The organism is Inquilinus ginsengisoli (assembly GCF_050434925.1).
GTDB lineage: Bacteria > Pseudomonadota > Alphaproteobacteria > DSM-16000 > Inquilinaceae > Inquilinus > Inquilinus ginsengisoli_B.
The window spans coordinates 6,729,187-6,752,606 of record NZ_JBNDJK010000001.1 but is presented as its reverse complement, the minus strand read 5'-3'; the positions used below and the strand labels follow the sequence as shown (position 1 = coordinate 6,752,606).

The window sequence follows — 23,420 nt, the reverse complement described above, 5'->3', positions numbered from 1 at the left end:
CATCGCCGGGCTTGACCCAGCGATCCAGGGGCTTCCGGGAGCGGTGCCTGTGGCCCCTGGATCCCCGGGTCAAGCCCGGGCATGACAGAAAAAGAAGCGGGTCGGCCAAAGCATGCGCCGCTGTGAAGAACTGAACCGGCCCTGCCCGCGGGCGGGGCCGGCCGAGCGGAAGGGCAGGGCATGAACATCCACGAATATCAGGCGAAGGGGCTGCTGGGGCGCTATGGCGTTCCGGTGCCGCGCGGCGGGGTGGCGTACACGCCGGAGGAGGCGGTGCGCGTGGCGGAGGGTCTCGGCGGCGCGGTGTATGTCGTCAAGGCGCAGATCCATGCGGGCGGCCGCGGCAAGGGCCATTTCAAGGAAGAGCCGCAGGGCAAGGGCGGCGTCCGGGTGGTGAAGTCGACCGCGGATGTCGCGACGGCGGCCGAGGCGATGCTGGGCCGGACGCTGGTGACGGTGCAGACCGGGCCTGCGGGCAAGGAGGTCGGCCGGATCTATGTCGAGGAAGGCTGCGACATCGGCCGCGAACTGTATCTGTCGCTGCTGGTCGACCGCAAGAGCGGCCGGGTGACGATCATCGCCTCGACCGAGGGCGGCATGGCGATCGAGGAGGTCGCGGAGGCGACGCCGGAGAAGATCCAGACCATCGCCATCGACCCGGCGACGGGCCTGTCGGACTTCCACGCCCGCAAGGTCGCCTTCGGCCTCGGCCTGGAAGGCAAGCAGGTCAATGCGGCGGTCGGCTTCCTGAAGGCGCTGTACAAGGCCTTCAACGATCTCGACGCCGCGATGGTGGAGATCAACCCGCTGGTGGTGACCGGGGCCGGTCAGCTGATCGCGCTCGATGCCAAGATGGGCTTCGACGACAACGCCCTGTTCCGCCACAAGGAGGTCGAGGAGCTGCGCGACGAGAGCGAGCAGGATCCGACCGAGACCGAGGCGGAGAAGGCCTCGCTGAACTACGTCAAGCTGGACGGCAACATCGGCTGCATGGTCAACGGCGCCGGCCTGGCGATGGCGACCATGGACATCATCAAGCTGGAAGGCGGCGAGCCGGCCAACTTCCTGGATGTCGGCGGCGGCGCCACGCGCGAGCGGGTGACCACCGCGTTCAAGCTGATCCTGTCGGACCCGAATGTCGAAGGCATCCTGGTCAACATCTTCGGCGGCATCATGCGCTGCGACGTGATCGCCGAGGGCGTGGTCGAGGCCGCGCGGGAAGTCTCCCTGCACGTGCCGCTGGTGGTGCGTCTGGAAGGCACCAATGTCGAGCGCGGCAAGCAGATCCTGGCCGAGAGCGGGCTGCCGATCCTGTCGGCCGACGACCTCGGCGACGCCGCAGTGAAGATCGTCCGTGCCGTGAAGGAGGCCGCATGATGGCCGTGCTCGTCGACAAGAACACCAAGGTGCTCTGCCAGGGCTTCACCGGAGCCCAGGGCACCTTCCACTCCGAGCAGGCGATCGCCTACGGCACCCGCATGGTCGGCGGCGTCACCCCGGGCAAGGGCGGCACCCGCCACCTCGACCTGCCGGTGTTCGACACCGTGGCCCAGGCGGTGGACCAGACCGGGGCCAATGCTTCGGTGATCTACGTGCCGCCGCCCTTCGCCGCGGATGCGATCCTGGAGGCGATCGACGCCGAGATCCCGCTGGTGGTGTGCATCACCGAGGGCATCCCGGTCTTGGACATGGTCAAGGTCAAGCGCGCCCTGGCGGGATCGGCCACCCGTCTGATCGGGCCGAACTGCCCGGGCGTGATCACGCCGGGCGAGTGCAAGATCGGGATCATGCCGGGGCACATCCACCGCCGCGGCAAGATCGGCATCGTCAGCCGCTCTGGCACGCTGACCTATGAGGCGGTGGCGCAGACCACGGCGGCGGGCCTGGGCCAGACCACCTGCATCGGCATCGGCGGCGATCCGGTGAACGGCACCAGCTTCGTCGACGCGCTGGAGCTGTTCCTGGGCGATCCGGAGACCGAGGGCATCATCATGATCGGCGAGATCGGCGGCGACGCCGAGGTGATGGGCGCCGAGTTCCTGAAGGCCAGCGGCACGACCAAGCCGGTGGTCGGCTTCATCGCCGGCCGCACCGCCCCCCCGGGCCGCCGCATGGGCCATGCCGGCGCCGTGATCTCCGGCGGCCATGACACCGCCGACCACAAGATCGAGGCGCTGAAGGCCGCCGGCATCGCCGTCGCCGACTCCCCCGCATCCCTCGGCAAGACCATGGTCCGGGCGCTGCGCGAAGGCAGCCGGGCGGCCGCGGAATAGCGGTCGCGAGATGCTGCGGTGCAGCCACGATTCCGGCTTGTCAGCGCGGCGGAAACGTTCTTTGGTATCTCGGGTTCTGCATTTGGTATGCCAGAGGGCCGGTCATAACGGCCCTGTTAACAACGACATAACCGAGGGGAGGGGCAGCCGATTCACACATCGGCGCGACGGTACTGTTGACCCAACGAAGCCGGTCAATTCCGGTCCGCGGCCGCAGTCCGGCGCACCCCTCCTCGAGGACGATGGCGTCCGTCACGGGCCGTCACCTCCGATGCCATGGGGTTGCCTCAACCGACATGCGAAGGATTGGGACGGAAATGCTGACAGAAAACTCATCCCGGGGACCGGCTGTCAAAGGACCGCCGGGGGGACGCTGGCTCCAGCTGCTCATCGGCATCGTCTGCATGGCGATGGTGGCCAATATGCAATATGGCTGGACCCTGTTCGTCGGCCCGATCGATGCGACGCATCACTGGGGAAAGGCGGCGATCCAGGTCGCCTTCACCATCTTCGTGCTGACCGAGACCTGGCTGGTGCCGGTCGAAGGCTGGTTCGTCGACAGGTTCGGGCCGCAGATCGTGGTCCTGATCGGCGGCCTGCTCTGCGCCATCGCCTGGGCGCTGAACTCGGTGGCGGATTCGCTGACCCTGCTCTACATCGCCGCGGCGATCGGCGGCGTCGGCGCCGGAGCCGTCTACGGCACCTGCGTCGGCGCGGCGCTGAAATGGTTCCCGGACCGGCGCGGCCTGGCGGCGGGCCTGACCGCGGCCGGCTTCGGCGCCGGTTCGGCCGTGACCATCGTGCCGATCGCCAACATGATCCACTCCGCCGGCTACCAGTCGACCTTCATGACCTTCGGCCTGATCCAGGGCGGGGTGGTGGTGCTGCTGTCCTTCCTGCTGGCGACGCCGGCCAAAGGCCAGCTGCCGGTGGTGAAGGCCAGGATCGTGCAGACCCGGCGCGACTATGCGCCGTCGGAGATGCTGCGCAGCCCGGTGTTCTGGGTGATGTACGCGATGTTCGTCATGGTCGCCTCCGGCGGCCTCCTCGCGACCGCGCAACTGGCCCCGATCGCGGCCGACTTCAAGATCGGCGACACCCCGGTCAGCCTGCTGGGCCTGACCATGCCGGCCCTGATCTTCGCGCTGTCGCTCGACCGGGTGCTGAACGGCGTCACCCGGCCGTTCTTCGGCTGGGTCTCCGACCATATCGGCCGCGAGAACACGATGTTCATCGCCTTCTTCCTCGAGGCGGTCGGCATCGTCATGCTGATGGAGTTCGGTCACGACCCCGTGGCGTTCGTGATCCTCACGGCGATGGTGTTCTTCGCCTGGGGCGAGATCTACTCGCTGTTCCCGGCGACCTGCGGCGACACCTTCGGGTCGCGCTACGCCACCACCAATGCCGGGCTGCTGTACACCGCCAAGGGGACGGCATCGCTGGTCGTACCCCTCGCCAGCATCGCGGTCGCCCAGCTCGGCAGCTGGGACGTGGTGTTCATCTTCGCCGCGCTGGTGAATGTGATCGCGGCGGTGATGGCGATGTTCGTGCTCAAGCCGATGCGGGCCCGGGCGCTGGAACAGGCGCGAACCGGCATGACCCCGGAAGGGGAGCCGCGCCTCGCCAACTGAGAGGCCGGGCCGCGCCCGGCAGCCGAGACAATCCCAGGGAGGCGGTTTCGCCTCCCTTTTTCTTTGTCCGCCTTACAGCGCGCGCATGAAGCTGGCCCAGGTCGGGTCGGCGGCCTCGGACTCGTCGGCCTCGCCGCCGGTCTCGGCCCGGCGCAGCCCGCCCGCGGCGTTGCCCGACAGCGAGCCGCCCTGGGCCGCCGCCAGGCGGGGGGCGGAGACGAGGCCCAGGAGGGAGACGAGGGCCAGGGCGGTCCCGATCAGCAAGCCGGTCATGATCAATCCTTTCGTGGGGTTCGTGTCCTGCTGCATTGCAATATACGCCTGATCCGCGAGCAGGCAAGGCAATCTGGTATACAGAATACGTAAAACGGGTATGCGGCGAACCCCTGGCGTGCAATGCCGCATTCGCAATGTCGTCACCGTTAAAAGAACAATATATACAATGAGATAGGTCAGGATTCACCGAGTGGACCGGAATCTGCAGGGCAGCCATGGGTATCTGGCATACAAAATCCATAATGCGCGAACTTGCTGAAGGTCAGCGTCTCTGCCATATGATGCAGCGCAAGAGACCCAATCCCACGGAGCCCGCCATGACCCTCGGACTGATCGCCCTCATCATCGCCGGCGCCGGCCTGGCCGCCGTGATCTCCGAGATCGCCGTGAAGGCGCCCGACCTGTTCGGCGCCATTGCCACCGATGTCCGCCGCATGGCGACGCCGCATCGGCGGGCGGCCGAAGCCCAGGCTCCTGCGAACAGCAACCTCTGGCGCAAGGCGGCCTGACCGGCCTCTCTCCGCTTTCAAGTTTTTCGCATGTCGTGGCAGGCGGCCCTCGGGGCCGCCTGTCGTGTTTCCGGCCCTTGTGCATAGGCGAAGAGGTGACGCCGGCCCTAACGGCCTGAAAAGGGCTGATCTTTCGCTATTTGTAATTTCGTTCTGTTGCAATGCGGTATTGCGATCGAAATGAATCGATCCGGTTGCCAAAAGATCCATTGCGTTACATTCCAGATACAATATATTGGATACCAGCCAGCCTCGGTCACCGACCTGGCCATCCACCAACAAGACAGTCGGGCCGCGGTTGACGCGAAGCCGCGGCGCTGGGGAGGCACCAATGACCGGGAAAGTGCGTAAAGCGCTTGTGCATGGATTTGCCTGCGCTGCGGCCGCGGTGGCCCTGCTGGGGGCCGGCATCGCCCAGGCGGACTGGAAACCCACCCGCAACGTCGAATTCGTCGTGCCCGCGGGCACCGGCGGCGGCGCCGACCAGATGGCGCGGATGATCCAGGGCATCATCCAGAAGCACGGGCTGATGGAGCAGTCGATCGTCGTGGTCAATCGCTCCGGCGGCGCCGGGGCGGAGGGCTTCCTCGACGTCAAGGGGTCGGGCGGCGACCCGCACAAGATCATCATCACCCTGTCGAACCTGTTCACCACCCCGCTGGCCACCGGAGTCCCCTTCAACTGGAAGGACCTGACGCCGGTCACCATGCTGGCGCTGGACGAGTTCATCCTGTGGGTGAATTCCTCCGAGCCGTACCAGTCGGCGCAGGACTACGTCACCGCGATCAAGGCGGGCGGCGACAACGCCTTCAAGATGGGCGGCACCGGCTCGAAGCAGGAAGACCAGATCATCACCGCCGGGCTCGAGCAGATCATCGGCAAGCGGCTGACCTACATCCCCTACAAGGGCGGCGGCGACGTCGCGGCCCAGCTGGTCGGCAACCACGTCAACTCCAGCGTCAACAACCCGATCGAGGCGGTGTCGCAATGGCGCGCCGGCGCGCTGCGCCCGCTCTGCGTCTTCGACGACCAGCGCATCGCCGTGACCACGCCGCAGGCGGAGGGCAAGGCCTGGAGCGACGTGCCGACCTGCAAGGAGGCCGGCCTGGACATGAAGTACCTGATGCTGCGGGGCATCTTCATGCCGCCCGAGGCGTCGCCGGAGCAGGTCGCCTATTACGTCGGCCTGTTCGAGAAGGTGCGCGAGACGCCCGAGTGGAAGGAGTTCATGGCCGCCGGCGCCTTCAACACCACCACCATGACCGGCGACGCCTTCAAGACCTGGCTGACCGAGACCGAGCAGACCCACAAAAACCTGATGGAAGTGGCCGGCTTCATCGCGAAGTAGGGCCCGGTCCCGGGGGCCCTCCGCCCCCGGGCCTCAGTTTTCCGGCGTCCCCGAGGAGGATCAGGCATGGCGAACCACGACCAAGGGTCTGAGAGCACCGTCAGCATGCGGACGATGGAGGTCGTCGTCGCGGCCGTCCTGATGATCGTCGCTGTCGTGGTGATGGTCGACAGCATTCGGGTCGGCATCGGCTGGGCCTATGACGGCCCGGAATCGGGCTATTTCCCGTTCTATGTCGGCGTCGCCCTGTTCCTGGCCAGCGCCGGCACGCTGCTGGCCAACCTGTTCGGCCGGTCGGCCGACCTCGGCGCCTTCGTCGGCCGGTCGCAGCTCAAGCTCGTGCTCAAGGTGCTGGTGCCGACCATCGTGTTCGTGGCGCTGATCGGCTTCATCGGCCTCTACGTCGCCGCGGCGCTGTTCATCGGCTTCTTCATGCGCTGGCTCGGCAAATACCCGGCCGCGAAGATCGTGCCCGTCGCGATCCTGGTGCCGGTCGCGCTCTTCCTGATGTTCGAGATCTGGTTCCTGGTGCCGCTGCCCAAGGGGCCGCTCGAGACCATGCTCGGCTACTAGCCGCCGACCGGAACAACCAAAGACCCGCGCGCAGCGGGCGAGGCGAAACGCTGGGAGGGACCGTTGGACGCTCTCTATTCTCTGATTCACGGCTTCGGCGTGCTCGCCGACCCGATGAACATCGTCTACATGTTCGTCGGCATCACGCTCGGCGTGCTGATCGGCGTCCTGCCGGGGCTGGGCGGCGCCAACGGCGTGGCCATCCTCCTGCCGCTGACCTTCGCGATGTCGCCGACCTCGGCGATCATCATGCTGTCCTGCATCTACTGGGGGGCGCTGTTCGGCGGCGCCATCACCTCGATCCTGTTCAACATCCCCGGGGAGCCGTGGTCGGTCGCCACCACCTTCGACGGCTATCCCATGGCCCAGCAGGGCAAGGCGGGCGAGGCGCTGACCGCCGCCTTCACCTCCTCCTTCTTCGGCGCCTTCGTCGCCGTCGTGCTGCTGACCTTCCTGGCGCCGCTGATCGCCAGCTTCGCCTTGCAGTTCGGACCGGCGGAGTTCTTCGCGGTCCAGCTGCTGACCTTCTGCAGCTTCATCGGCATGGGCCGAGAGGCGCCTTTGAAGGTGATCGCCTCGATGATGCTGGGCTTCGCCCTGGCGGCGGTCGGCCTCGACACCGTCACCGGCCAGCTGCGCATGACCTTCGGGTCGACCGAGCTGCTGCGCGGTTTCGACTTCCTGATCGCGGTGATCGGCCTGTTCGGCATCGGCGAGATCCTGCTGACCATGGAGGAAGGCCTGGCCTTCCGCGGCAAGAACGCCAAGATCAACGCCAAGGTGGTGCTGGAGGCCTGGAAGCAGCTGCCGAGATACTGGGTCACGGCGATCCGCAGCGCGATCGTCGGCTGCTGGATGGGCATCACCCCGGGCGGCGCCACCCCCGCCTCGTTCATGGCCTACGGCCTGGCCAAGCGGTTCTCGCGCAACGGCAAGCGCTTCGGCCGCGGCGAGATGGAGGGCGTGGTCGCGCCCGAGACCGCGGCCCATGCCGCCGGCACCAGCGCCCTGCTGCCGATGCTGACCCTCGGCATCCCCGGGTCGCCGACCGCGGCGGTGCTGCTGGGCGGCCTCCTGATCTGGGGGCTGCAGCCCGGGCCGCTGCTGTTCGTCGAGCATCCGGATTTCGTCTGGGGCCTGATCGCCAGCATGTATCTCGGCAACATCGCCGGGCTGATCGTGGTGCTGACCACGGTGCCGCTGTTCGCCTCGATCCTGCGCATCCCGTTCAGCATCATCGCGCCGGTGATCATCGTCATCTGCGCGGTCGGCGCCTATACGGTGAACAACGCCCTGGCCGACATCAGCGTGATGCTGGTGTTCGGCGTCGTCGGCTACCTGTTCAAGAAGCTGTCCTATCCGCTGGCGCCGCTGGTGCTGGCCCTGGTTCTGGGCGACATGGCGGAAGGATCGTTCCGGCAGGCGATGCTGTCGTCGCAGGGCAGCCTGTCGATCTTCTGGTCGAACGGCCTGGTCGGCGGCATCTGCGCCCTGGCCCTGGCGATGCTGTTCTGGCCGCTGATCTCGCTGGTGATCGCGCGGCTGCGCGGCGGCGGCAAGCCGATCGTCGCCGCGGACTGAGGGACGGGGAGGGGGCCGTGCTCGAGGCGCGGATCAGCACCCGGCTGGCGCTCTCTCGCCTCGACGCCAACGACAGCTTCCGCGCCCAGGCCTATCTGGCGCTGAAGCAGGCGATCTCGGCGATGGACCTGTACGACCATCCCGGCGAGATCCGGCTGGACGAGCGCCAGCTGTGCCGCGACCTCGGCGTCAGCCGCACGCCGATCCGCGAGGCGCTGACGGTGCTGGAGCAGGAGGGCTTCGTGCTGACCCTGCCGCGCCGCGGCATCTTCGTCCGCCGCCGGACCAGGCGCCAGATCGTCGAGATGGTGCAGGTCTGGGCGGCGCTGGAGAGCATGGCGGCGCGGCTGGCCGCCGCCCGGGCGACGGATGCGGAGATCGCGGCGCTGCGCGGCCTGTTCGAAGGCTTCGCGGGCCGGCCGGCGGCGGAGATCGAGGGCTATTCCGACGCCAACATCGCCTTCCACCAGGCGATCGTCCGGCTCGGCGGCAACCGGCTGATCATCGCCCGCACGGCCGACCTGTTCCTGCAGATCGACGCCATCCGCCGCCGCACCATCCGCGAGGCCGACCGCGCCGACCGCTCGATCCAGGACCATCTGCGGATCATCGAGGCGCTGGAGCGCCGCGACGCCGACCTCGCCGCCCGGCTCGACCGCGACCACACCCTGGGCCTGGCCGAGCATATCGAGCGGAACTGTCACTTCCTGGCGTGAGCGGGGCCCAGGAACGATCGCGGGTAAGAATGCGTATTGCCTCTCCCGCCTGGCGGGAGCGTTTCGAAACATTCATCCCTCACCGTCATTGCGAGGAGGCGAAGCCGACGAAGCAATCCATCGTCCCGCACGAGCGGCTGTATGGATTGCTTCGCTACGCTCGCAATGACGATGTTGGGAATTCTGAAAAGGTCTCGCCTGCCGGGAGAGGCTATCGGAGTGCCCGGGAGATCCGTGAAGGCAGCCGGGAAAAGACATCTCCCGGCAGCACCGCAATCGCAAAGCCCAGCAGGATCAGGCCGATGCCGACCACGTGGAATCCATGCACCGGCTCGCCGAGCAGCAGGAAGGCCAGCGCCGCGGAATAGACCGCCATCAGGTGGAACGACGCCCCGGTCAGCGCCGGCCCCAGCGCCGCGACGCAGCGGTTCCAGAACAGGTTCCCCAGCAGCGACGAGAACACGCCGATGAACAGCAGCGCGGCGACGGCATAGGGCGCGAACGGAACCGACCGCCCCGCCGCCTCCTCGAAGACCCAGAACGGCGCCATCAGCACGCAGGCGGTCAGCGTCGCCGCCGCCAGGAACGCCATGTCCGGAACGTGTCCGGGACGCCAGCGCAGCAGGATCGAATACAGCGCGAAGCCGGCGACGGCGAGCAGCACCAGGATCTCGCCGCCGCCGATCGACAGCGTGGCCAGCGTGGCGGGATCGCCGCGCCCGACGATCCAGCCGACGCCGAGGAAGGACAGCACGATGCCGGCCACGACGCGCCGGCGCGGCGCCTCCCGGGTGATCGCCCAGGCCAGCAGCGGCACCATCAGCGGCAGGGTGGAATTGAGCATCGCCGCCGTCGCCGCCGGCGTGCTGTGCAGCCCGAGATAGTTCAGCACGGGATAGCCGGCGAAGCCGCTGGCGGCGCAGACGACGATGACCGGCCAATGCGCCAGCAGCGCGCGCCGATGCGCCACCAGGTCGCGCCAGACGAAGGGCAGCAGCACCGCCGAGGCCACCACCCAGCGCCAGAAGGTCAGGCCGAAGGGCGGCAGCTCCTGGGCGAAGGCGCGGCCGATCACCAGATTGCCGGCCCAGAACAGCGGCGGCAGCGGCAGCAGCAGGTAGGGCCGGCGCCAGACCAGGCCGAGCAGGCCGGCAGACCGGCCCGCGGTCACGGCACCGCCCCGGCCAGGCCGATGCGGATGCGCCGGTTGTGGCGGCCCTTGTTGTCGACCTTGAGGATGCGGATCGGCGCGGACCGGCCGGTGGAGGCCAGATGGGTGCCGCCGCAGGCCTGGCGGTCCAGCCCGGCGATGTCGACGATGCGGATCAGCCCGTCCGCGGTCGGCGGCGGCGTCACCGATTTCGAGCGGATCAGCCCCGGCGTGGCATGGCCCTCGGCGATGGTGACGTAGTCGTCGCGCACCGCCAGGTCCTGGCGCACGACCTCGTTGATCGGGCCCTCCAGCGCGCGCAGCCGGTCGTTGTCGGCATCCGGCAGGTCGAAATCCAGCCGGGCGGTGCCGTCGGCGCCCAGCTGCGCCCCGGTCACCAGCGCGCCGTCAAAATGCCGGAACACCAGCGCGTTAAGGATATGGGTGCCGGTGTGCAGCGCGCGCATCATCCGGCGGAACCCGGGGTCGACCGCGGCCTCCACCGCGCCGGCGACCTCGGCCGCCGGGTCCTCCAGCAGGTGCCACAGCCGGCCGCCCGCGGGCTCGAAGCCGGCGACGGCGTGCTCGCCGCCCTGCCAGCGCAGCGTGCCGCGGTCCGCCAGCTGCCCGCCGCCGCCGGGATAGAAGGGCGACTGCGCCAGCAGCACCCGGCCCGGCCGGGCGTCGATCACCTCGGTCTCGAGGACGAGGCGATCCGGATTCTCGTGGTAGAAGGAGCGTGCCATGATGACCAACCCGATGGAGTGAACTCGGGCAGTCTGGCGCCGGCCGCACCGGCGCTATTGGCGGAAATCGAGGTTCTGATGGCCCGGGTGGACCGGCTGAACATCGCCCATTACTGGCAGGACCGGACCGTCCGCGGCCTCAGCCTGATGCAGGCCGATTTCCGCACCCAGGAATACCCGCCGCACCGGCACGAGGCGCTGGTCGTCGCCGTCACCGAGGGCGGCGGCTCGATCATCCAGACCCGCGGCGTGACCGAGCCGGCGAGCGCGGACCAGGCGCTGTTCGTGTTCAACCCGGTCGAGCCGCATGCCGGCTGGATGGGCGAGAGCCGGCGCTGGCTGTACCGCGCGCTGTATCTGGAAGAGGCGGCGCTGCAGGAGGTGGCGCGGTCGCTCGGCGTCGAGAACCTGACCTATTTCACCCGCAACGCCTATGCCGACCGCGACCTGATCGCCGGCTTCCTGGCGCTGCACCGCGCCCTGCAGGCGGGGCGGGACCCGCTGCTGGAGCGCGAGCTGCTGGTGTCGGCCTTCGGCACCCTGTTCCGCCGCCACGGCAGCGGCGAGGGGCGGATCCAGCCCGGGCCCCGCGACCGCACCCGTCTGCGCGCCGCCACCGACTTCATCCAGGGGCGCCTGGGCGGGACGATCTCTCTGGCGGAGCTGAGCGCGGCGGTCGGGCTGACCCAGTACCAGCTGATCAGCCTGTTCAAGCGCACCACCGGCTTGACCCCGCACGCCTATGTCACCCAGCTGCGTGTCGACCGCGCGGCCGGGTACCTGGCGCAGGGCCTGCCGCTCGCCGAGGTCGCCGTCGCCGCCGGCTTCTACGACCAGAGCGCCCTGACCCGGCACTTCAAGCGCTGCCACGGGATCACGCCGTTGCAATATGCCGGGGCGACGCGGCCGACTGAGTAGGGAGCTGTCGCGGCTTGCGGCTCGGTGCGGACGTGACCCAGCGAAGATCTGGGTTGTCCGGCCGGTCCCCATAGCGGACGTTCGGAGGCCGCCCAGGCTCCTCCAGAGCGGACATTTTCATCAAGAGCTCGTCCGCAAGGTAGCCTTCACGCTTCCTGACTGGAGTTTACTATTGCCGCCGCTTGAACGACTCCCGCAAACTGGACACCGCCGTCGAGGCAAGCGCAGCCGCAAACGGATAGTTCTTCGGGCCTACCTTTCCGAAGGGAGCGTAGAAAACACTAATTTCCGGCACCGGCATGTGACGCTCGTCGGGAAAAGTTGCATTCTTCGACACTTGTTCCAAACAGGGTTGTGCACGATCCGTAAATCCGAGACGGATCGAAAGATTGCCTCAAGCCCGACCAAGGATAATGGCCAACGCCGCTACCGTTCATCTGCCGCCACCGAAGGACTGGGATGCCTTCGAGGACATGTGCGCCGACACGTTCCAAAACCTCTGGGGCGACCACAATGCCACGCGCTACGGGCGTCAAGGACAGAGGCAGAACGGGGTGGACATATACGGCTCTCTCGCCGGAGGCGGCGTCGCTGGGGTGCAATGCAAGGGCAGGCGGAGCTGGCCTCCACCGAAGCTCACCATCGAAGGTCTCAATGTAGAAGTCGAGAAGGCGAAAGGCTTTGAGCCGAAGCTCGCGGAATTTACGGTAGCCACCATCAATGCGGATGACGCCAAACTGCAGGACAGGGCTCGCGAACTAACTGTCGAACATCAAAAGCAGGGCCTGTTCAGAGTTCACGTCATTGGGTGGGGCGAGCTGACACGCAAACTGACACAGTTCCCCAACCTCCTTGAGAAACACTACAGCTTCACTTCACTCGGAACGTTGCTCACTGAAATTCCCGAACGTGCAGCTCAGCTCATAGCAGAGCAATTCGGCCGGATCGATTTTGGCAGAAGGTCTTACGATGAGCATCGCGACGCTATGCTGGCACCGCCAATTGATGAACCTGAACTAATCGCGGCGAGTGAGCGGGACCTAGCGAGTCAATATGAGCTGGCGTTAAAGCGCTCGCTGTTTCCCGAAACTGCAAAAACCGACCGCTTCGCAGCCCTTGGCGAGGATCTTGCTTCAGGAAAGTATGGAAAGGTCTCGCCAAGCCTACGGAGGCGAGTATTGCTGCGAGCAGCCCGCAGCGCAGCTGTGCGCGGCGTGATAGATGCCGCTGACCGGTTCCTCGCCGCAGCGGTCGAGCTGTCCGGCCCAGACAGTGATATTCTCGCTCGCGCCCGCCTTGCTGAGGCCCGCGGCGAGATAGATAGCGCGCTTCTTCTGCTACGCGACCGCAGGGATGCCGACAGCCGCTCCACGCTTCTCAACGTTCTCTTTCGCCACCGAGGTGCAGATGCTGCGCTGCAGTGGTTCAACGAAAACGGGATGAGCGTTGCCGACCTTACGGCCAATGGCTTGCATAGCCTTTCGCTCATTCACCTCCAAGCGGACAGGACCGAGGCTGCGCGCGACGCACTGGCGGCAGCTTCAGAAGCGATAATTGAGGAAGCGCCGTATTTTTTGCTGCTGAGGGGAACAGTGCGCCTAGCCTGTCTCTTGCCGAAGCCGGATCAAGCACTGCCTCTGCAAGGACTGCCGTTGGATGTGCGGTCTGCGCGCGTTATCGTCTCGGAAACGGTCGCCACCGAGCAGCTTGAGCTTGCAATCACCGATCTCACGCGACTCCAACCCATTGCAAGACATCTTCAACTCCAACAAGCAAGCCGGATTGCAGTCGCCTACTTGCTGTGGTGCCAGCTTCTCCATCCACACCGTAAAGCGCGAGCCGTGGCACAACTGTGCGCCGATATGTCTTCGCCCGAGACTGCACTCGATAAACTGCAGTTCGCATTTGTATTTATAAAGGACTTCGACTCGTCGCCTGTTGCCCAATATCTTGCGCGCCGTGAGCAGCTAGGGGGGTTAGCCGACGATGAGTTGCGAGCCGCGCTCGTCCTGCGCATGCACGGTGACGATCCTAAGGCAGTGGCGGCTCTCATTGCTAGACATCGTGAAGCTCTCGAAGCCGCATTCGGAAGATCGGGAGTGCTGTCGCTCGAAATACAGGCACTGATCCTAGCTGGTGACGTTGCTACGGCATCGGTTATTATTGACCAAAATCGTGCACTTTTCGATCATGCCTTCGTTTCCGAACTTGAGGCAGAAATTGCAAACGCGAAGGGGGCTGACCCTGTACAAGAGTACTTGCGAGTTTTTGAGGAAACGGGGAGAACTGAAGCACTGCGGGCGTTGGTTCGAGAACTGAGCCGAAAAAATGATCATGGCGCGCTTGCGCGCTATGCCGAGGAACTTTATCGCCACACAAACGATCCTCAGGACATCGCACTCGCCGCCGAGGCCTCTCACGTTGCGGGCGACCACGCGAATTTTGTTCGTGTCGTCGAGGCGCATGCGTTCCTCCTTGTTCAGTATCCAAGCATAACGCGCGACTATGGCTGGGAGTTGTTTCGGCTGGGGAGGCTTGATGAAGCCGGTCGTCAAACCGAGTATCTGCGCGCGCATGCGCCCTCTAACCGTGCCCTACAGCTGGAAATCGCGATCGCGATAGAAACGGGCGAATGGGAGTTGCTGGCGCAACCATTGGCAGCTCATCTGGAAATGGCCGATCGCCTCAAAGGCACGACGCTGATTCGGGCAGCACAGACGGCACAGGCTTCAGGTCACGGGCCTATGATGGATTTGCTGAAAGCTGCGATTCAGAAGAGCGGTAGCGACCCAGAGGTTCTGCTGGGCGCCTATCTTCTGACCATTGACGAGGGCATTGAAGGTACACTCGCCGATGCGCAGGAATGGTTCCGCCGCGCGGTCGATCTCTCGGGCGAAGACGGACCGGTGAGGCGGTTCGAACTGAAAGAACTGCTGAATCAGCAGTCCGACTGGAACCAGCAGAGCCGAACTGTCAATGACGGCATAGCGCGCGGTGATCTTCCTCTCGTCATCGCGGCGCCAAGCCTGCGCATGACACTCGTCGAAGCGATACTCGGAAATCTGGTGCGCAATGCCGTCTCGACCGATCCGCGACGTATGGCGGCGATCCCTCTGTTCAGCGGCCGGAGAGCCCCAGATCGTTTAGGCGAGGCCCGCCGCATCGCCATCGACGCCACCAGCTTGCTGGTGCTCGGCTGGCTCGGGCTACTTCCTAAAGTGCTTTCGTTCATGCCCGAGATTGTGTTGCCGGCGGGGGCGCTCCTTGAACTTTTCGAGGGCCGCCGCCGTATACGCAGTTTTCAAAAATCACGGTTGAAGCGAGCCACACAAATACGCGACGCAATCGCGGCGAGGCGAGTCAGCATTGCTCCCGCACCAAGCCCTGATTCGCGCTCCCTTGCGGATGAGATTGGCGTCGATCTGGCAGCGTTGGTGCATGCTGCTGATGCTGCCGGTGGTGTGGTCCTGCGACCTGCACCTGTTCACAGGATCGGCCTCGATATGGAAGACGCCGACATGTCGAGCCATGCAGCACTGCTGGCCGACATGCATGGCTTGCTGGAGGTCTTAGTCGATCTAGGAGGGCTCGACGAGGCAACTGAGGAGACCGCCAAAGGGTATTTTTTGGTTCAGGACCGGGGTTGGCCGATGGGGGGGCGCCCCGACGTCAAACGACCGCTGTTCATAGACGATCTCGCTCTCAACTACCTGCAAACGACGAACCTGTTTGATTCGGTTCTAGACCAGTTCTCCGAAGTCTACATCGAGGCCAGCGCAGAACGGGAAGCTACGACGCTTATCGAGCATGACCGGCACGTTGGTGATGTACTGCATGTGATTGATGAAATCCGCGCGGCGGTGCGTAGCGCACGCACCGCGGGCAAGATTATCTTCGGCCCGCGTCGTTCCGGTGGGGAGGATAATGAGAAGCGATCCGATCTATCGACTATTCACTTGCTGTATGACCTCTGTGATGCTGATGCCGTGGTTTTCGACGACAGAGCCCTGAACAAAGAGCCATTTGCGCAGGATCGAACCGGCTATCGTGCGCGTATCGTCACCTCGCTTGACCTTATCGAGGAGCTTTTCGCACGTGAGTTGGTGACGGAGGCCGAAAGGCGGACGGCTAGGCATCGCCTCCGCGTTGCCGGGGCGATGCTCATGCCGATTGATGCAGATGAGATCGCGAACGCAGTCCTGCGTAGTCGTAGGGACGCATCTCGTGAGTTTCGTGCGCTTAGGGAGAACCTAGATTTGGCGCGGATTGCCGACTTTCCACGCTTTCCAGCAGAGGTTGCTTGGCTCGCGACCCTTGCGATCGAAACGAAGTCCGCCATCATGCAGATCTGGCAAAGGGAGGAAGACGCGGTGCGAGCAGCCGCCCTCTCGGATCTCGTCATGGAGTTGGCGCCCCAACCCGAAGCTTGGCTCGCATGTTGGACCGGGAATCCTCCTCCTGGTTGGGCAGGGGTCGTGAAGCGTATGATTCCCGGCAGACTTGCGATGCCATTTGAGCTTGGTGATATCCACGTATTAAACGCTTATCACCGGTGGTTGGAGTCGAAAATATTCGAGCCGATGAGACAGCTCTCTCCAGATTTTTATCGTGAAATCATTGATTTTATCCGATCCCTCATTCTGAATTCCGAAGACGCGGAGAACGAGGATGACGCAGCTATCTGAACTTGCTCGCATCAAGGCCGCCTTCGTCCTGGACCGGCTTTCTTCGCAAGTCAAATCTGATGTGCTTGCAGATGGTGCGATTGCCGGCCGCTTTGATCTCGAACTTGAGCACCCGATCCAGTTGGCGGACAATCTAGTTTGCCGGCGTGAGGATCTGTTTGCGGCCTTTGCCCGGACGGCTGACAAAGGGCGTTCCGTTGCCCTTCCAAAGATTCGCGGAGCCAGAATTTCTATATCTGACGATTACGCGGGTGTCGTTACGCTTGGCAGGCGGCGGTGGCGTTTTCGGCATGCAGCCCTACTGACCACCATTGTCGAGCGACGCAGCCAAATTGTAGAAGTTCTGCTCGAACGAAATACTTTATCTCCCGCGGCGATCAGAAAAATACGTGCACAAATTAGCAAAGCCGATTTTGATCATACTGACTTCCATGACGTGACATCCATACTGTCGTCATCACCGGAGAGCTTTGTTGAGAGACTGGAAGCTCGCGTGGCAGTCCAGCAGGTTGGCAAGCGTGATCTATTGCCGGAGGACGCCCGACATTGGGATAATTTGACGGCCCCTATTCTATCCTCCAGCAATTTTTCTGATTACCTAACGCACGAACTCATGATTGTGCGCCAAGACCGGCTTGCCGCGGAACCGCTTCGTGCCTTTCTGGCAACGTCATTAACATTCTCCTCCAGCGCATTGGTACCGCTCGGACTGCTGCGTTCCATCGACGTGGACTCACTGTGCTTAATGATCGATAAAAGTTTGTCGCTTGATGATCACTTTGCGCTGATCGGCGCATTTGAATTGTGCGCCGATGCTCTCGCTCGGGACAGCCGCTTCTCAGAACTCGGCGAGAGGGTGCTGGAACGTCTTTTCGGTGATATGAACCGCCTGAATAGTACCTGCAGCATATTCGCCGCTGCGTTTATCATTGCAAGTGCTCATTTTTCCGAGCACCAATCTTTACGAGGGCGCCCGGTTTTCTGGCGACGACTCGCGGCTGCTGCGCATGCGTCACTGATAGTGCGCACCTGTGACCTCGAGAAAATTGAACCGGATAATCTAGTGGGGTGGGCCCTCCGGGTGGCTGGAAGGACTTACTTTGCGTCGGTGCTAGCCGAGATGGGAGACGAGCCACGCTGGCGGCCGGAATGGATATTCTCGAACTTCCTAATTGCAGACGCTGTCGGTCGAGTACGAAATGCCATTGCCTCAATTCTGGGAAAGGAGGTGCCCTACGCTTGGACCCAGCGGCTTGAGTCTGTCCTTGCCTGGATCAATGAGCAGAAAATTGGACCGGCGATGACATTTCCCTCCGTGCTGGAGGGCGTTCCACGGCCTGTCCAGACCGATCTTTCAGTGGAAGGTCCGCTTACCAACGCCTACAAAACATTTTTTGCGGATCCGACCCTCGACCATTTTCTCTTCATTGGTCAGCTTTTATATTCTTTTGGAGTTCCGCCGGAGATCGCACCAAAGATTGGCACAATCCTTGATCTCATTCGTTTGGATAAACGCTCGGTTGCCGATCCGCCTATCAATTCAGCGCTTGCACTCGCAGCAAGCATCACGGTCCAACTCAAGGATGTAGCTCTAGCGGACGCTGTCGCCGACCTATGCGTCGACAAGTGTAGCAGTGCAGACGAGGCCGCGATAGTCTTGGAATGCGTATCCCGTTTGATCGAGTGCGCTCAGGCCTATCCAGACAGAAAAACGGCGCGAAATAGTCTCGTCCGATGGCTAGAAAGGCTAGCTTTTCGTATCCCGGCAGGAGTCGGCTCTGATCTCGCCGAGGCGCTACTATGCATAACGGAGATTAGGCCGGAGATGTCAGATCCTCTCTCAAAGGCGATGGCTGCGGCCAGGCTGGCTGGCGCACGCCTTCCGGCTATTTAGGAGGCCGATGCACAGATTGTTCGCCTGCGATGACAGTCGGATGCCGATGTCTGCGATTGGGGTGCTTCAGCCTGGCCACTACCTGGGACGGGCTACGATTCCGGCAGGCTTGGCGGCGTATGTCCCCTTCTAAGACGCCCCCGACGACCGCTTTTGTTTAGGGCTTCGGATGCCGGCCTCGGTACGCTCTGTTTCCCTGCGAACAAGATCATCCCCGGAGGCCCGTCGAACGACGCCCGTCGCCTCGTCATGCCCCGGGCTGAGGCGTACCTCCACCGCCCCCAACGTCGGTGCCCTCAGCGATCGTCCCCGCCCTCACCACCAGCAGCCACCTCGAACACCTCCTCGAACAGCGCCAGCATCATCGTCCATGACCGCCTGTCCGCGGCGGCATCGTAGCCGTAGCCGGGCCGGTTCAGCCGGTCGGCGTCGGGGTTGGTGTAGGCATGCCCGACCCCGCCGAAGAGATGCAGTTGCCAGTCCGCCTGCTTTGCCTGCATCTCCGCCGCGAAGGCGGTCCTGTCCGCCGGCGGCACGTCGGGGTCCTGGTCGCCGATCATCATCAGCACCTTCGCCCGGATCGGCCGGTCCGGGCTTCCCGCGGGGCGCATCAGGCCCGGATGGAAGCCGACGGCGCAGCGCAGGGGCGCCCCACCGCGCGCCAGCTCCAGGGCGGTGATCCCGCCCTGGCAGAAGCCGATCGCGGCCGTCCGCTCGCGGTCCACGCCGGGCAGGGCCGTCAGCACGCCGAACCCGGCGTTCGCCCGGGCCAGCATCAGTCCCGGCGCCGACATCAGCGCGACATGGCGGCTCACCGCTTCCGGCAGCGCCAATCCCTCGGCGCCATACATGTCGAGCGCGAAGGCGGCATAGCCGAGCTCGGCCAGCCGCCGCGTCCGTGCCCGGATATGGTCGTTCAGCCCGAAGGCCTCATGCGCGACCAGGATCCCCGGCTTGGTCCGGTGCGGCGCGGCGTCGGCGAAAAAACCCGTCAGCCTGGTCCCGTCGCAGTCATAGGCGATCGCCCGCGTTTCCATCGTCCCGTCTCCTCAGGCGCAGGCCGCCAGTCTAGGCGGTGAACCGATGAAGACCAGAGGGTGGATCGCCGCTTGCCCGTTTCCTGCGGCCGGGCGGGGCAGGGCGGCGCCGCAGGGCGCTACTTCAGCGGCAGGAACAGCTCCGCCACCGCCTCGTGCTCCGGCACCTCCGGGAAGAAGCTCAGCCGCTGGCAATAGAGCGGGACGTCGCGGGCGTCCTCGCCGCTGGCCGGCAGCCAGTCGCGATACAGGAACAGCGCGGCGGGCTCCAGATTGTCGGTGTGGCCGACCACGCGCAGCACCGCGCAGCGCCCGCCGGGGATCTCGCCGGCCTTCATCGGCTCGTCCTTCGCCTCGACCGGCCGGTCGGTCCCGGCGCACAGGTCCACGCTGTAATCGGCCGGCGACGCCGGGCGCCGTTCGGACCGCCAGACGGTGAAGGTCGGGCTCGTGCTCGGGTGCAGGCCGGCGGCCTTGCGCCAGGCGATGAAGCGCTGGATGGTGGCGCCCAGCGTCGCCGGGTCGCCCCGATGCTCCAGGATCGCCACCGGCGTCGGCGGCACGTCGCGGATCGTCACGTCGCCGGCGGCAAAGGTCTTCTGCATCAGCTTGCTCCTCGCATCGTCGAGAGGCCCGAAGGCCGCAAGCCACGGCTCCCAGTCGGGAGACTTCCGGAACGACGACGGCGATTGCCCGAGCCGCTGGCGAAAGGCGCGGGCGAAGGCATCCGGCGCATCGTAGCCGGCATCCATCGCGATGTCCGTGACGCTCTGGGCGTCCCGGTAGGCCCAGCCGGTAGGACGCGCGCTTCATGCGGGCGAGCTGGACATAGCGATGCACGGACAGCCCGAAGGTCGCCGTGAACTGCCGGTGGAAGTGATATTTCGAATAGGCGGCGACGCCGCTCAGCGCGTCCAGGTCCAGATCCTCGTCCAGATGCCGGTCGATGTGGTCCAGCACCCGCTGCATCCGGGCATGGTGGTTCCGAAGCGCCGCCTTCATCGTTCCGTCCTCCGTGGCAGCGCCAGTTCAGCGCAGGCCGGCACGGCACGCTCGGCGGATCTTGCGGTTTTGTCACGGGCCGCGAACGTCGCGGGGCGCCGCCCCTCGGCATCCTGTGGTGCCGGGCTTGGACGAAGCGGTGACGATGCCATTGCCCTGCGGTTCCGCTTGACTCTGAGTTCCTGTTTTGTTCTAATGCAGGGATGGTCGATCGTGGGATCAAAGCCCGGACTCCCTCTGCCGCTTCGCCGGCCACGGACGAGGCCGACCTCGCGCTGCTGTCCCGCATGGCCGCTGGCGCCGAGGCGATGGCCATGGGCTTCAAGGCCCGGGTCATGGCCGCCCTCGAGGCCGACGATCTCGACCGCGCCGGGAAGGCCGAGACCCACTTCAGCAGCCTGTTCCGCGGCATCCGCCGCGCCATCGCGCTGAAGGCCAGGCTGCGCCGGCAGCGCGAGGACGCGCGGCGCAAGGCTGAGGCCGGCGCCGACCGGCGGCAGGACCGGAAGGACCGCCGGCGCCAGGCCGTCGCCGCGGGCCTGTCCCAGGCCATCGCCGTCGTCAAGCCCGAGGCCCGGGCGCGGCTCACCGCCGATCTCTGGGAACGGCTGACCGAGAACGACCGCATCGATGCCGACCTCGCCGACACCGCCCTGCCGATCGCAACCCTGATCCGGCGGCTGGGCCGCCAGATCGGCCTCGCCGGCAGCGTCATCGCCTATGGCCTCGACCCGGCCCTGGCCAAGGCCAGGGCCGATCGGGCCGCCGCCGGTCCGAAGCCATGGGACCAGCCCTCCGGCCCGGCTGCCGCCCCGCCGCCGCCTCCGGCCCCCTACCACCGCGGCCTGGTGGTCGCGCGCGGCATCCCGGCCAGCCTTGTCGGCGGACCCGAGGGCGAGCACTGGATCCACAACGTCACCACCGGCGAGGTCAAAGACAAGACCGGCAAGGTCGTCCGCATCCTGCCCGTGCCCGACCAGCCCTGGCGGCCTGGTGCCGGCGACACCGTATTGCCCCCCAGGACCGCGCCGGCCGATCCCGGCGGCGCCCGGCCTCCGGCAGCGGCCGGGCCGCCGGATCCCCCGCCGTCACCGGCCGAGCTCGATCCGGACGAAGCCGAGTTCCAGCGCCAGGCGGCCTATGCCAAGCAGTACGGCCGCATCCTGCTCAGGCCGCCCGCGCTGGCACGGCGGCTGGGATTGCCCGAGTATGGCACGGCCGACGGCGGTCCCGCCCCCATCCTCGGGAAACCGGGCGGAGCGGATAAGGGGCCGTGAGCAGCGGACGCCGCGAGGCCACCGTCAGGCGGCCTCGCCGGCCGCGTTTCCGATTCGGCGACCATCGAGACGCCAGGGCGCGCAGCCCGAGCCTCTCGGGCTACGGCATTCACGCATCTCATCCGCACACGCATCAGGCCTTGTTCGTTGCCTCTCCCGCAAGCCAGCCCGTGTGAGAAGTGTGGGGATTTGCTTGAGGGGTCAGAGGGGACAGAAGATTTAGGTCGAGTGGGCCAGTCATGGCCCGGCGGGAGTGGGTTGGAGGGCGGCGAGGAGGAGTGGGACGCCGCGGGTGGCGATGGTTCGCTTGAGATTGAAGGCGAGAACCATGAGGGCGAGTTCGGCCTTGGCCTTGCGCCGGCCGCGGAGCAGGAAGCGTGGATAGCCCATCATCCATTTGATGATGCCGAAGGGGTGTTCGACGAGTTCGCGGCGGCGCTGCATCCAGCCGGGATCCTCGACGGCACGGCGGTGCATGGCCTCGCGGGCGTCTTCATGGAAGTGGCGGGTGACCTTGCGCCGTTTGCCCCTGGTGCATTGGACCTTGATGGCACAAGCGGCGCAGGCCGGAGTGGCATAGGTGTTCTTCTGCTCGGGTTGGGAGACCGAGACGAGGGTGAGGATCTCGCCGGCCGGGCAGGTCCAGCAGTCGCGGGCCGGGTCGTAGGTGAAGGCGTCGCGGGAGAACAGATCGGCGTTCTTGGGATTGACGACCGTCTGGCGCGGCACCACGGCGGTGATGCCGGCCTCGGCGCAGGCTTGGCCCTGGGTGCCGTTGGAATAGCCGGTGTCGGCGACCACGGTCAGGGTCTCGACCGCCAGGCTCTCCTTGGCCGCCTGGGCCATCGGCAGGAGCTGGGTCTGATCGTTGCAGTCCCGGGTCAGATCGAAGGCGGCGATCAGGCCGTGTTTGCCGTCGACCGCGCTCTGGGCGTTGTAGGCGACTTGATGGCCATGGCGGGCGGTCTTCATCAAGCGGGCGTCGGGCTCGCTGGTCACGGTCTGACTGAGCCCTGCCCCGGCCAGGGCCTTGGCCTGGGCCTGGACCGTGTCGCGCTTGGCCTGCAGCACCGCCAGGGCCCGGGCCACATCGGTCGGTCCGGCCTCCGTCGCCGCCTCCTGGCGGTCGGCTTCGTCCATCGCCGCCAGATACTCGGCGATCTTGGCGTCCAGCGCCGCCGCCCGCTTCTCCAGCAGCGCCGGCGTCAGCACCTTCTTGCGGCTGGCCACGGCCTCGATCTTGCTGCCGTCGATGGCGACCAGTTCACCGCCATACAGCGATTGCCCGCGGCAGAACTGCATGAAGGCGCGGCACACCCCGGTGATGGCCGCGACATGGTCGCGGCGGAAGTCGGCGATGGTCTTGAAGGCGGGGGTGATCCGGTTGACCAGCCAGTGCACTTCGAGGTTGCGCACGCATTCCCGCTCCAGCCGCCGGCTCGACCGCATCTGATTGAGGTAGCCGTAGATGTACAGCTTCAACAAATCGCCGGGATGGTACGGCGGCCTGCCCGTGCTCTCCGCCTCCACCTTGCCGAACTTCAGATCCCTCAGGTCCAGCGTGGCCACAAACGCGTCGATCACCCGCACCGGATGCTCGGCAGCGACGATCTCGTCCAGGCTCGGTGCCATCAGCAACCGCTGATACCGCGACTCCCCCGTCACATGAACCATCACCGCCACTCCGAATGTCTTGTCGAAGCAGTAGATCACACCGGACCGGCCTCTAGAATCCCCCGCCAGTGGGTTTCCACACGGGCTGTTGCGGGAGAGGCAATGGTCTCGCAAGCCCGTCGACCGTGTC

18 protein-coding genes and 1 pseudogene are annotated in these 23,420 nt (G+C 65.5%); 12 read left to right on the top strand and 7 right to left on the bottom strand.

Annotation, left to right across the window (positions count from 1 at the left end):
• Positions 1–180 precede the first annotated feature (180 nt).
• The 3 genes from sucC (at position 181) to oxlT (ending at position 3,904) form a co-directional block, all read left to right on the top strand.
• The gene (sucC, locus tag QFZ27_RS31865; RefSeq protein ID WP_429230478.1) at positions 181–1,377 is read left to right on the top strand and encodes an ADP-forming succinate--CoA ligase subunit beta; all 1,197 of its coding nucleotides are present in this window, start codon (positions 181–183) and stop codon (positions 1,375–1,377) included.
• Entirely contained in the window at positions 1,377–2,273 is an 897-nt protein-coding gene (gene sucD, locus QFZ27_RS31860; RefSeq protein ID WP_429232516.1) for a succinate--CoA ligase subunit alpha, read from the top strand. Before sucC ends, sucD begins: the two co-directional genes overlap by 1 nt.
• A 296-nt stretch (positions 2,274–2,569) precedes the next feature.
• Entirely contained in the window at positions 2,570–3,904 is a 1,335-nt protein-coding gene (gene oxlT / locus QFZ27_RS31855; protein WP_429230477.1) for an oxalate/formate MFS antiporter, read from the top strand.
• Between the two features lie 72 nt (positions 3,905–3,976).
• Here oxlT and QFZ27_RS31850 read toward each other — a convergent pair whose 3' ends face one another.
• The gene (locus QFZ27_RS31850) at positions 3,977–4,177 is read right to left on the bottom strand and encodes a hypothetical protein (protein WP_429230476.1); all 201 of its coding nucleotides are present in this window, start codon (positions 4,175–4,177) and stop codon (positions 3,977–3,979) included.
• Between the two features lie 320 nt (positions 4,178–4,497).
• Between QFZ27_RS31850 and QFZ27_RS31845 the strand changes: the two genes are divergently transcribed.
• The 5 genes from QFZ27_RS31845 (at position 4,498) to QFZ27_RS31825 (ending at position 8,907) form a co-directional block, all read left to right on the top strand.
• Positions 4,498–4,689 carry a hypothetical protein gene (locus tag QFZ27_RS31845; protein ID WP_429230475.1) on the top strand — a complete coding sequence of 64 codons (192 nt, stop codon included), beginning with the start codon at positions 4,498–4,500 and terminating at the stop codon, positions 4,687–4,689.
• Between the two features lie 331 nt (positions 4,690–5,020).
• Entirely contained in the window at positions 5,021–6,037 is a 1,017-nt protein-coding gene (locus QFZ27_RS31840; protein ID WP_429230474.1) for a Bug family tripartite tricarboxylate transporter substrate binding protein, read from the top strand.
• 66 nt (positions 6,038–6,103) lie between these two features.
• Positions 6,104–6,610, top strand: coding sequence for a tripartite tricarboxylate transporter TctB family protein (locus QFZ27_RS31835; RefSeq protein ID WP_429230473.1), 507 nt, complete (start codon positions 6,104–6,106; stop codon positions 6,608–6,610).
• Between the two features lie 63 nt (positions 6,611–6,673).
• Positions 6,674–8,191 (top strand): tripartite tricarboxylate transporter permease, encoded by a 1,518-nt coding sequence (locus QFZ27_RS31830; protein ID WP_429230472.1) that lies wholly within the window; start codon positions 6,674–6,676, stop codon positions 8,189–8,191.
• Positions 8,192–8,208: 17 nt separating this feature from the next.
• Entirely contained in the window at positions 8,209–8,907 is a 699-nt protein-coding gene (locus QFZ27_RS31825; protein ID WP_429230471.1) for a GntR family transcriptional regulator, read from the top strand.
• Positions 8,908–9,118: 211 nt separating this feature from the next.
• On the opposite strand, the gene QFZ27_RS31820 is transcribed toward QFZ27_RS31825, so the two are convergent.
• Together QFZ27_RS31820 and QFZ27_RS31815 are read right to left on the bottom strand one after the other, a co-directional pair.
• Positions 9,119–10,078 (bottom strand): DMT family transporter, encoded by a 960-nt coding sequence (locus QFZ27_RS31820; RefSeq protein ID WP_429230470.1) that lies wholly within the window; start codon positions 10,076–10,078, stop codon positions 9,119–9,121.
• Positions 10,075–10,803 (bottom strand): alanyl-tRNA editing protein, encoded by a 729-nt coding sequence (locus QFZ27_RS31815; protein WP_429230469.1) that lies wholly within the window; start codon positions 10,801–10,803, stop codon positions 10,075–10,077. The genes QFZ27_RS31820 and QFZ27_RS31815 overlap by 4 nt, the downstream gene beginning before the upstream one ends.
• A gap of 78 nt (positions 10,804–10,881) precedes the next feature.
• Here QFZ27_RS31815 and QFZ27_RS31810 point away from each other — a divergent pair, with 78 nt between their 5' ends.
• The 3 genes from QFZ27_RS31810 (at position 10,882) to QFZ27_RS31800 (ending at position 18,300) form a co-directional block, all read left to right on the top strand.
• A complete protein-coding gene (locus QFZ27_RS31810) occupies positions 10,882–11,721 on the top strand; it encodes a helix-turn-helix domain-containing protein (protein ID WP_429230468.1) in 840 nt (279 codons plus the stop codon).
• A gap of 413 nt (positions 11,722–12,134) precedes the next feature.
• On the top strand, positions 12,135–16,406 hold the full coding sequence (locus tag QFZ27_RS31805; protein WP_429230467.1) for an HTH domain-containing protein: 4,272 nt from the start codon (positions 12,135–12,137) through the stop codon (positions 16,404–16,406).
• Entirely contained in the window at positions 16,390–18,300 is a 1,911-nt protein-coding gene (locus QFZ27_RS31800; RefSeq protein WP_429230466.1) for a hypothetical protein, read from the top strand. The genes QFZ27_RS31805 and QFZ27_RS31800 overlap by 17 nt, the downstream gene beginning before the upstream one ends.
• Positions 18,301–18,596: 296 nt before the next feature.
• Here QFZ27_RS31800 and QFZ27_RS31795 read toward each other — a convergent pair whose 3' ends face one another.
• The 3 genes and pseudogenes from QFZ27_RS31795 to QFZ27_RS31785 form a co-directional block, all read right to left on the bottom strand.
• The gene (locus QFZ27_RS31795; RefSeq protein WP_429230465.1) at positions 18,597–19,337 is read right to left on the bottom strand and encodes a dienelactone hydrolase family protein; all 741 of its coding nucleotides are present in this window, start codon (positions 19,335–19,337) and stop codon (positions 18,597–18,599) included.
• Between the two features lie 119 nt (positions 19,338–19,456).
• A complete protein-coding gene (locus QFZ27_RS31790) occupies positions 19,457–19,942 on the bottom strand; it encodes an AraC family transcriptional regulator (RefSeq protein WP_429230464.1) in 486 nt (161 codons plus the stop codon).
• A 75-nt stretch (positions 19,943–20,017) separates the two neighbouring features.
• Positions 20,018–20,104: pseudogene (locus QFZ27_RS31785) on the bottom strand (AraC family transcriptional regulator); the annotation flags it as partial.
• A 522-nt stretch (positions 20,105–20,626) separates the two neighbouring features.
• Here QFZ27_RS31785 and QFZ27_RS31780 point away from each other — a divergent pair.
• Positions 20,627–21,616 (top strand): hypothetical protein, encoded by a 990-nt coding sequence (locus QFZ27_RS31780; RefSeq protein ID WP_429230463.1) that lies wholly within the window; start codon positions 20,627–20,629, stop codon positions 21,614–21,616.
• A gap of 237 nt (positions 21,617–21,853) precedes the next feature.
• Here QFZ27_RS31780 and QFZ27_RS31775 read toward each other — a convergent pair whose 3' ends face one another.
• Positions 21,854–23,290, bottom strand: a complete 1,437-nt coding sequence (locus QFZ27_RS31775) for an IS1182 family transposase (RefSeq protein ID WP_429230462.1) — start codon at positions 23,288–23,290, stop codon at positions 21,854–21,856.
• Positions 23,291–23,420 lie beyond the last annotated feature (130 nt).

Bases quoted from the DNA above. Each gene is read 5' to 3' on its own strand.
- sucC (WP_429230478.1), top strand. From the start codon at position 181: ATGAACATCCACGAATATCAGGCGAAGGGGCTGCTGGGGCGCTATGGC.
- sucD (WP_429232516.1), top strand. From the start codon at position 1,377: ATGGCCGTGCTCGTCGACAAGAACACCAAGGTGCTCTGCCAGGGCTTC.
- oxlT (WP_429230477.1), top strand. From the start codon at position 2,570: ATGCGAAGGATTGGGACGGAAATGCTGACAGAAAACTCATCCCGGGGA.
- QFZ27_RS31850 (WP_429230476.1), bottom strand. From the start codon at position 4,177: ATGACCGGCTTGCTGATCGGGACCGCCCTGGCCCTCGTCTCCCTCCTG.
- QFZ27_RS31845 (WP_429230475.1), top strand. From the start codon at position 4,498: ATGACCCTCGGACTGATCGCCCTCATCATCGCCGGCGCCGGCCTGGCC.
- QFZ27_RS31840 (WP_429230474.1), top strand. From the start codon at position 5,021: ATGACCGGGAAAGTGCGTAAAGCGCTTGTGCATGGATTTGCCTGCGCT.
- QFZ27_RS31835 (WP_429230473.1), top strand. From the start codon at position 6,104: ATGGCGAACCACGACCAAGGGTCTGAGAGCACCGTCAGCATGCGGACG.
- QFZ27_RS31815 (WP_429230469.1), bottom strand. From the start codon at position 10,803: ATGGCACGCTCCTTCTACCACGAGAATCCGGATCGCCTCGTCCTCGAG.
- QFZ27_RS31810 (WP_429230468.1), top strand. From the start codon at position 10,882: ATGGCCCGGGTGGACCGGCTGAACATCGCCCATTACTGGCAGGACCGG.
- QFZ27_RS31805 (WP_429230467.1), top strand. From the start codon at position 12,135: ATGGCCAACGCCGCTACCGTTCATCTGCCGCCACCGAAGGACTGGGAT.
- QFZ27_RS31800 (WP_429230466.1), top strand. From the start codon at position 16,390: ATGACGCAGCTATCTGAACTTGCTCGCATCAAGGCCGCCTTCGTCCTG.
- QFZ27_RS31795 (WP_429230465.1), bottom strand. From the start codon at position 19,337: ATGGAAACGCGGGCGATCGCCTATGACTGCGACGGGACCAGGCTGACG.
- QFZ27_RS31790 (WP_429230464.1), bottom strand. From the start codon at position 19,942: ATGCAGAAGACCTTTGCCGCCGGCGACGTGACGATCCGCGACGTGCCG.
- QFZ27_RS31780 (WP_429230463.1), top strand. From the start codon at position 20,627: ATGGCCGCTGGCGCCGAGGCGATGGCCATGGGCTTCAAGGCCCGGGTC.
- QFZ27_RS31775 (WP_429230462.1), bottom strand. From the start codon at position 23,290: ATGGTTCATGTGACGGGGGAGTCGCGGTATCAGCGGTTGCTGATGGCA.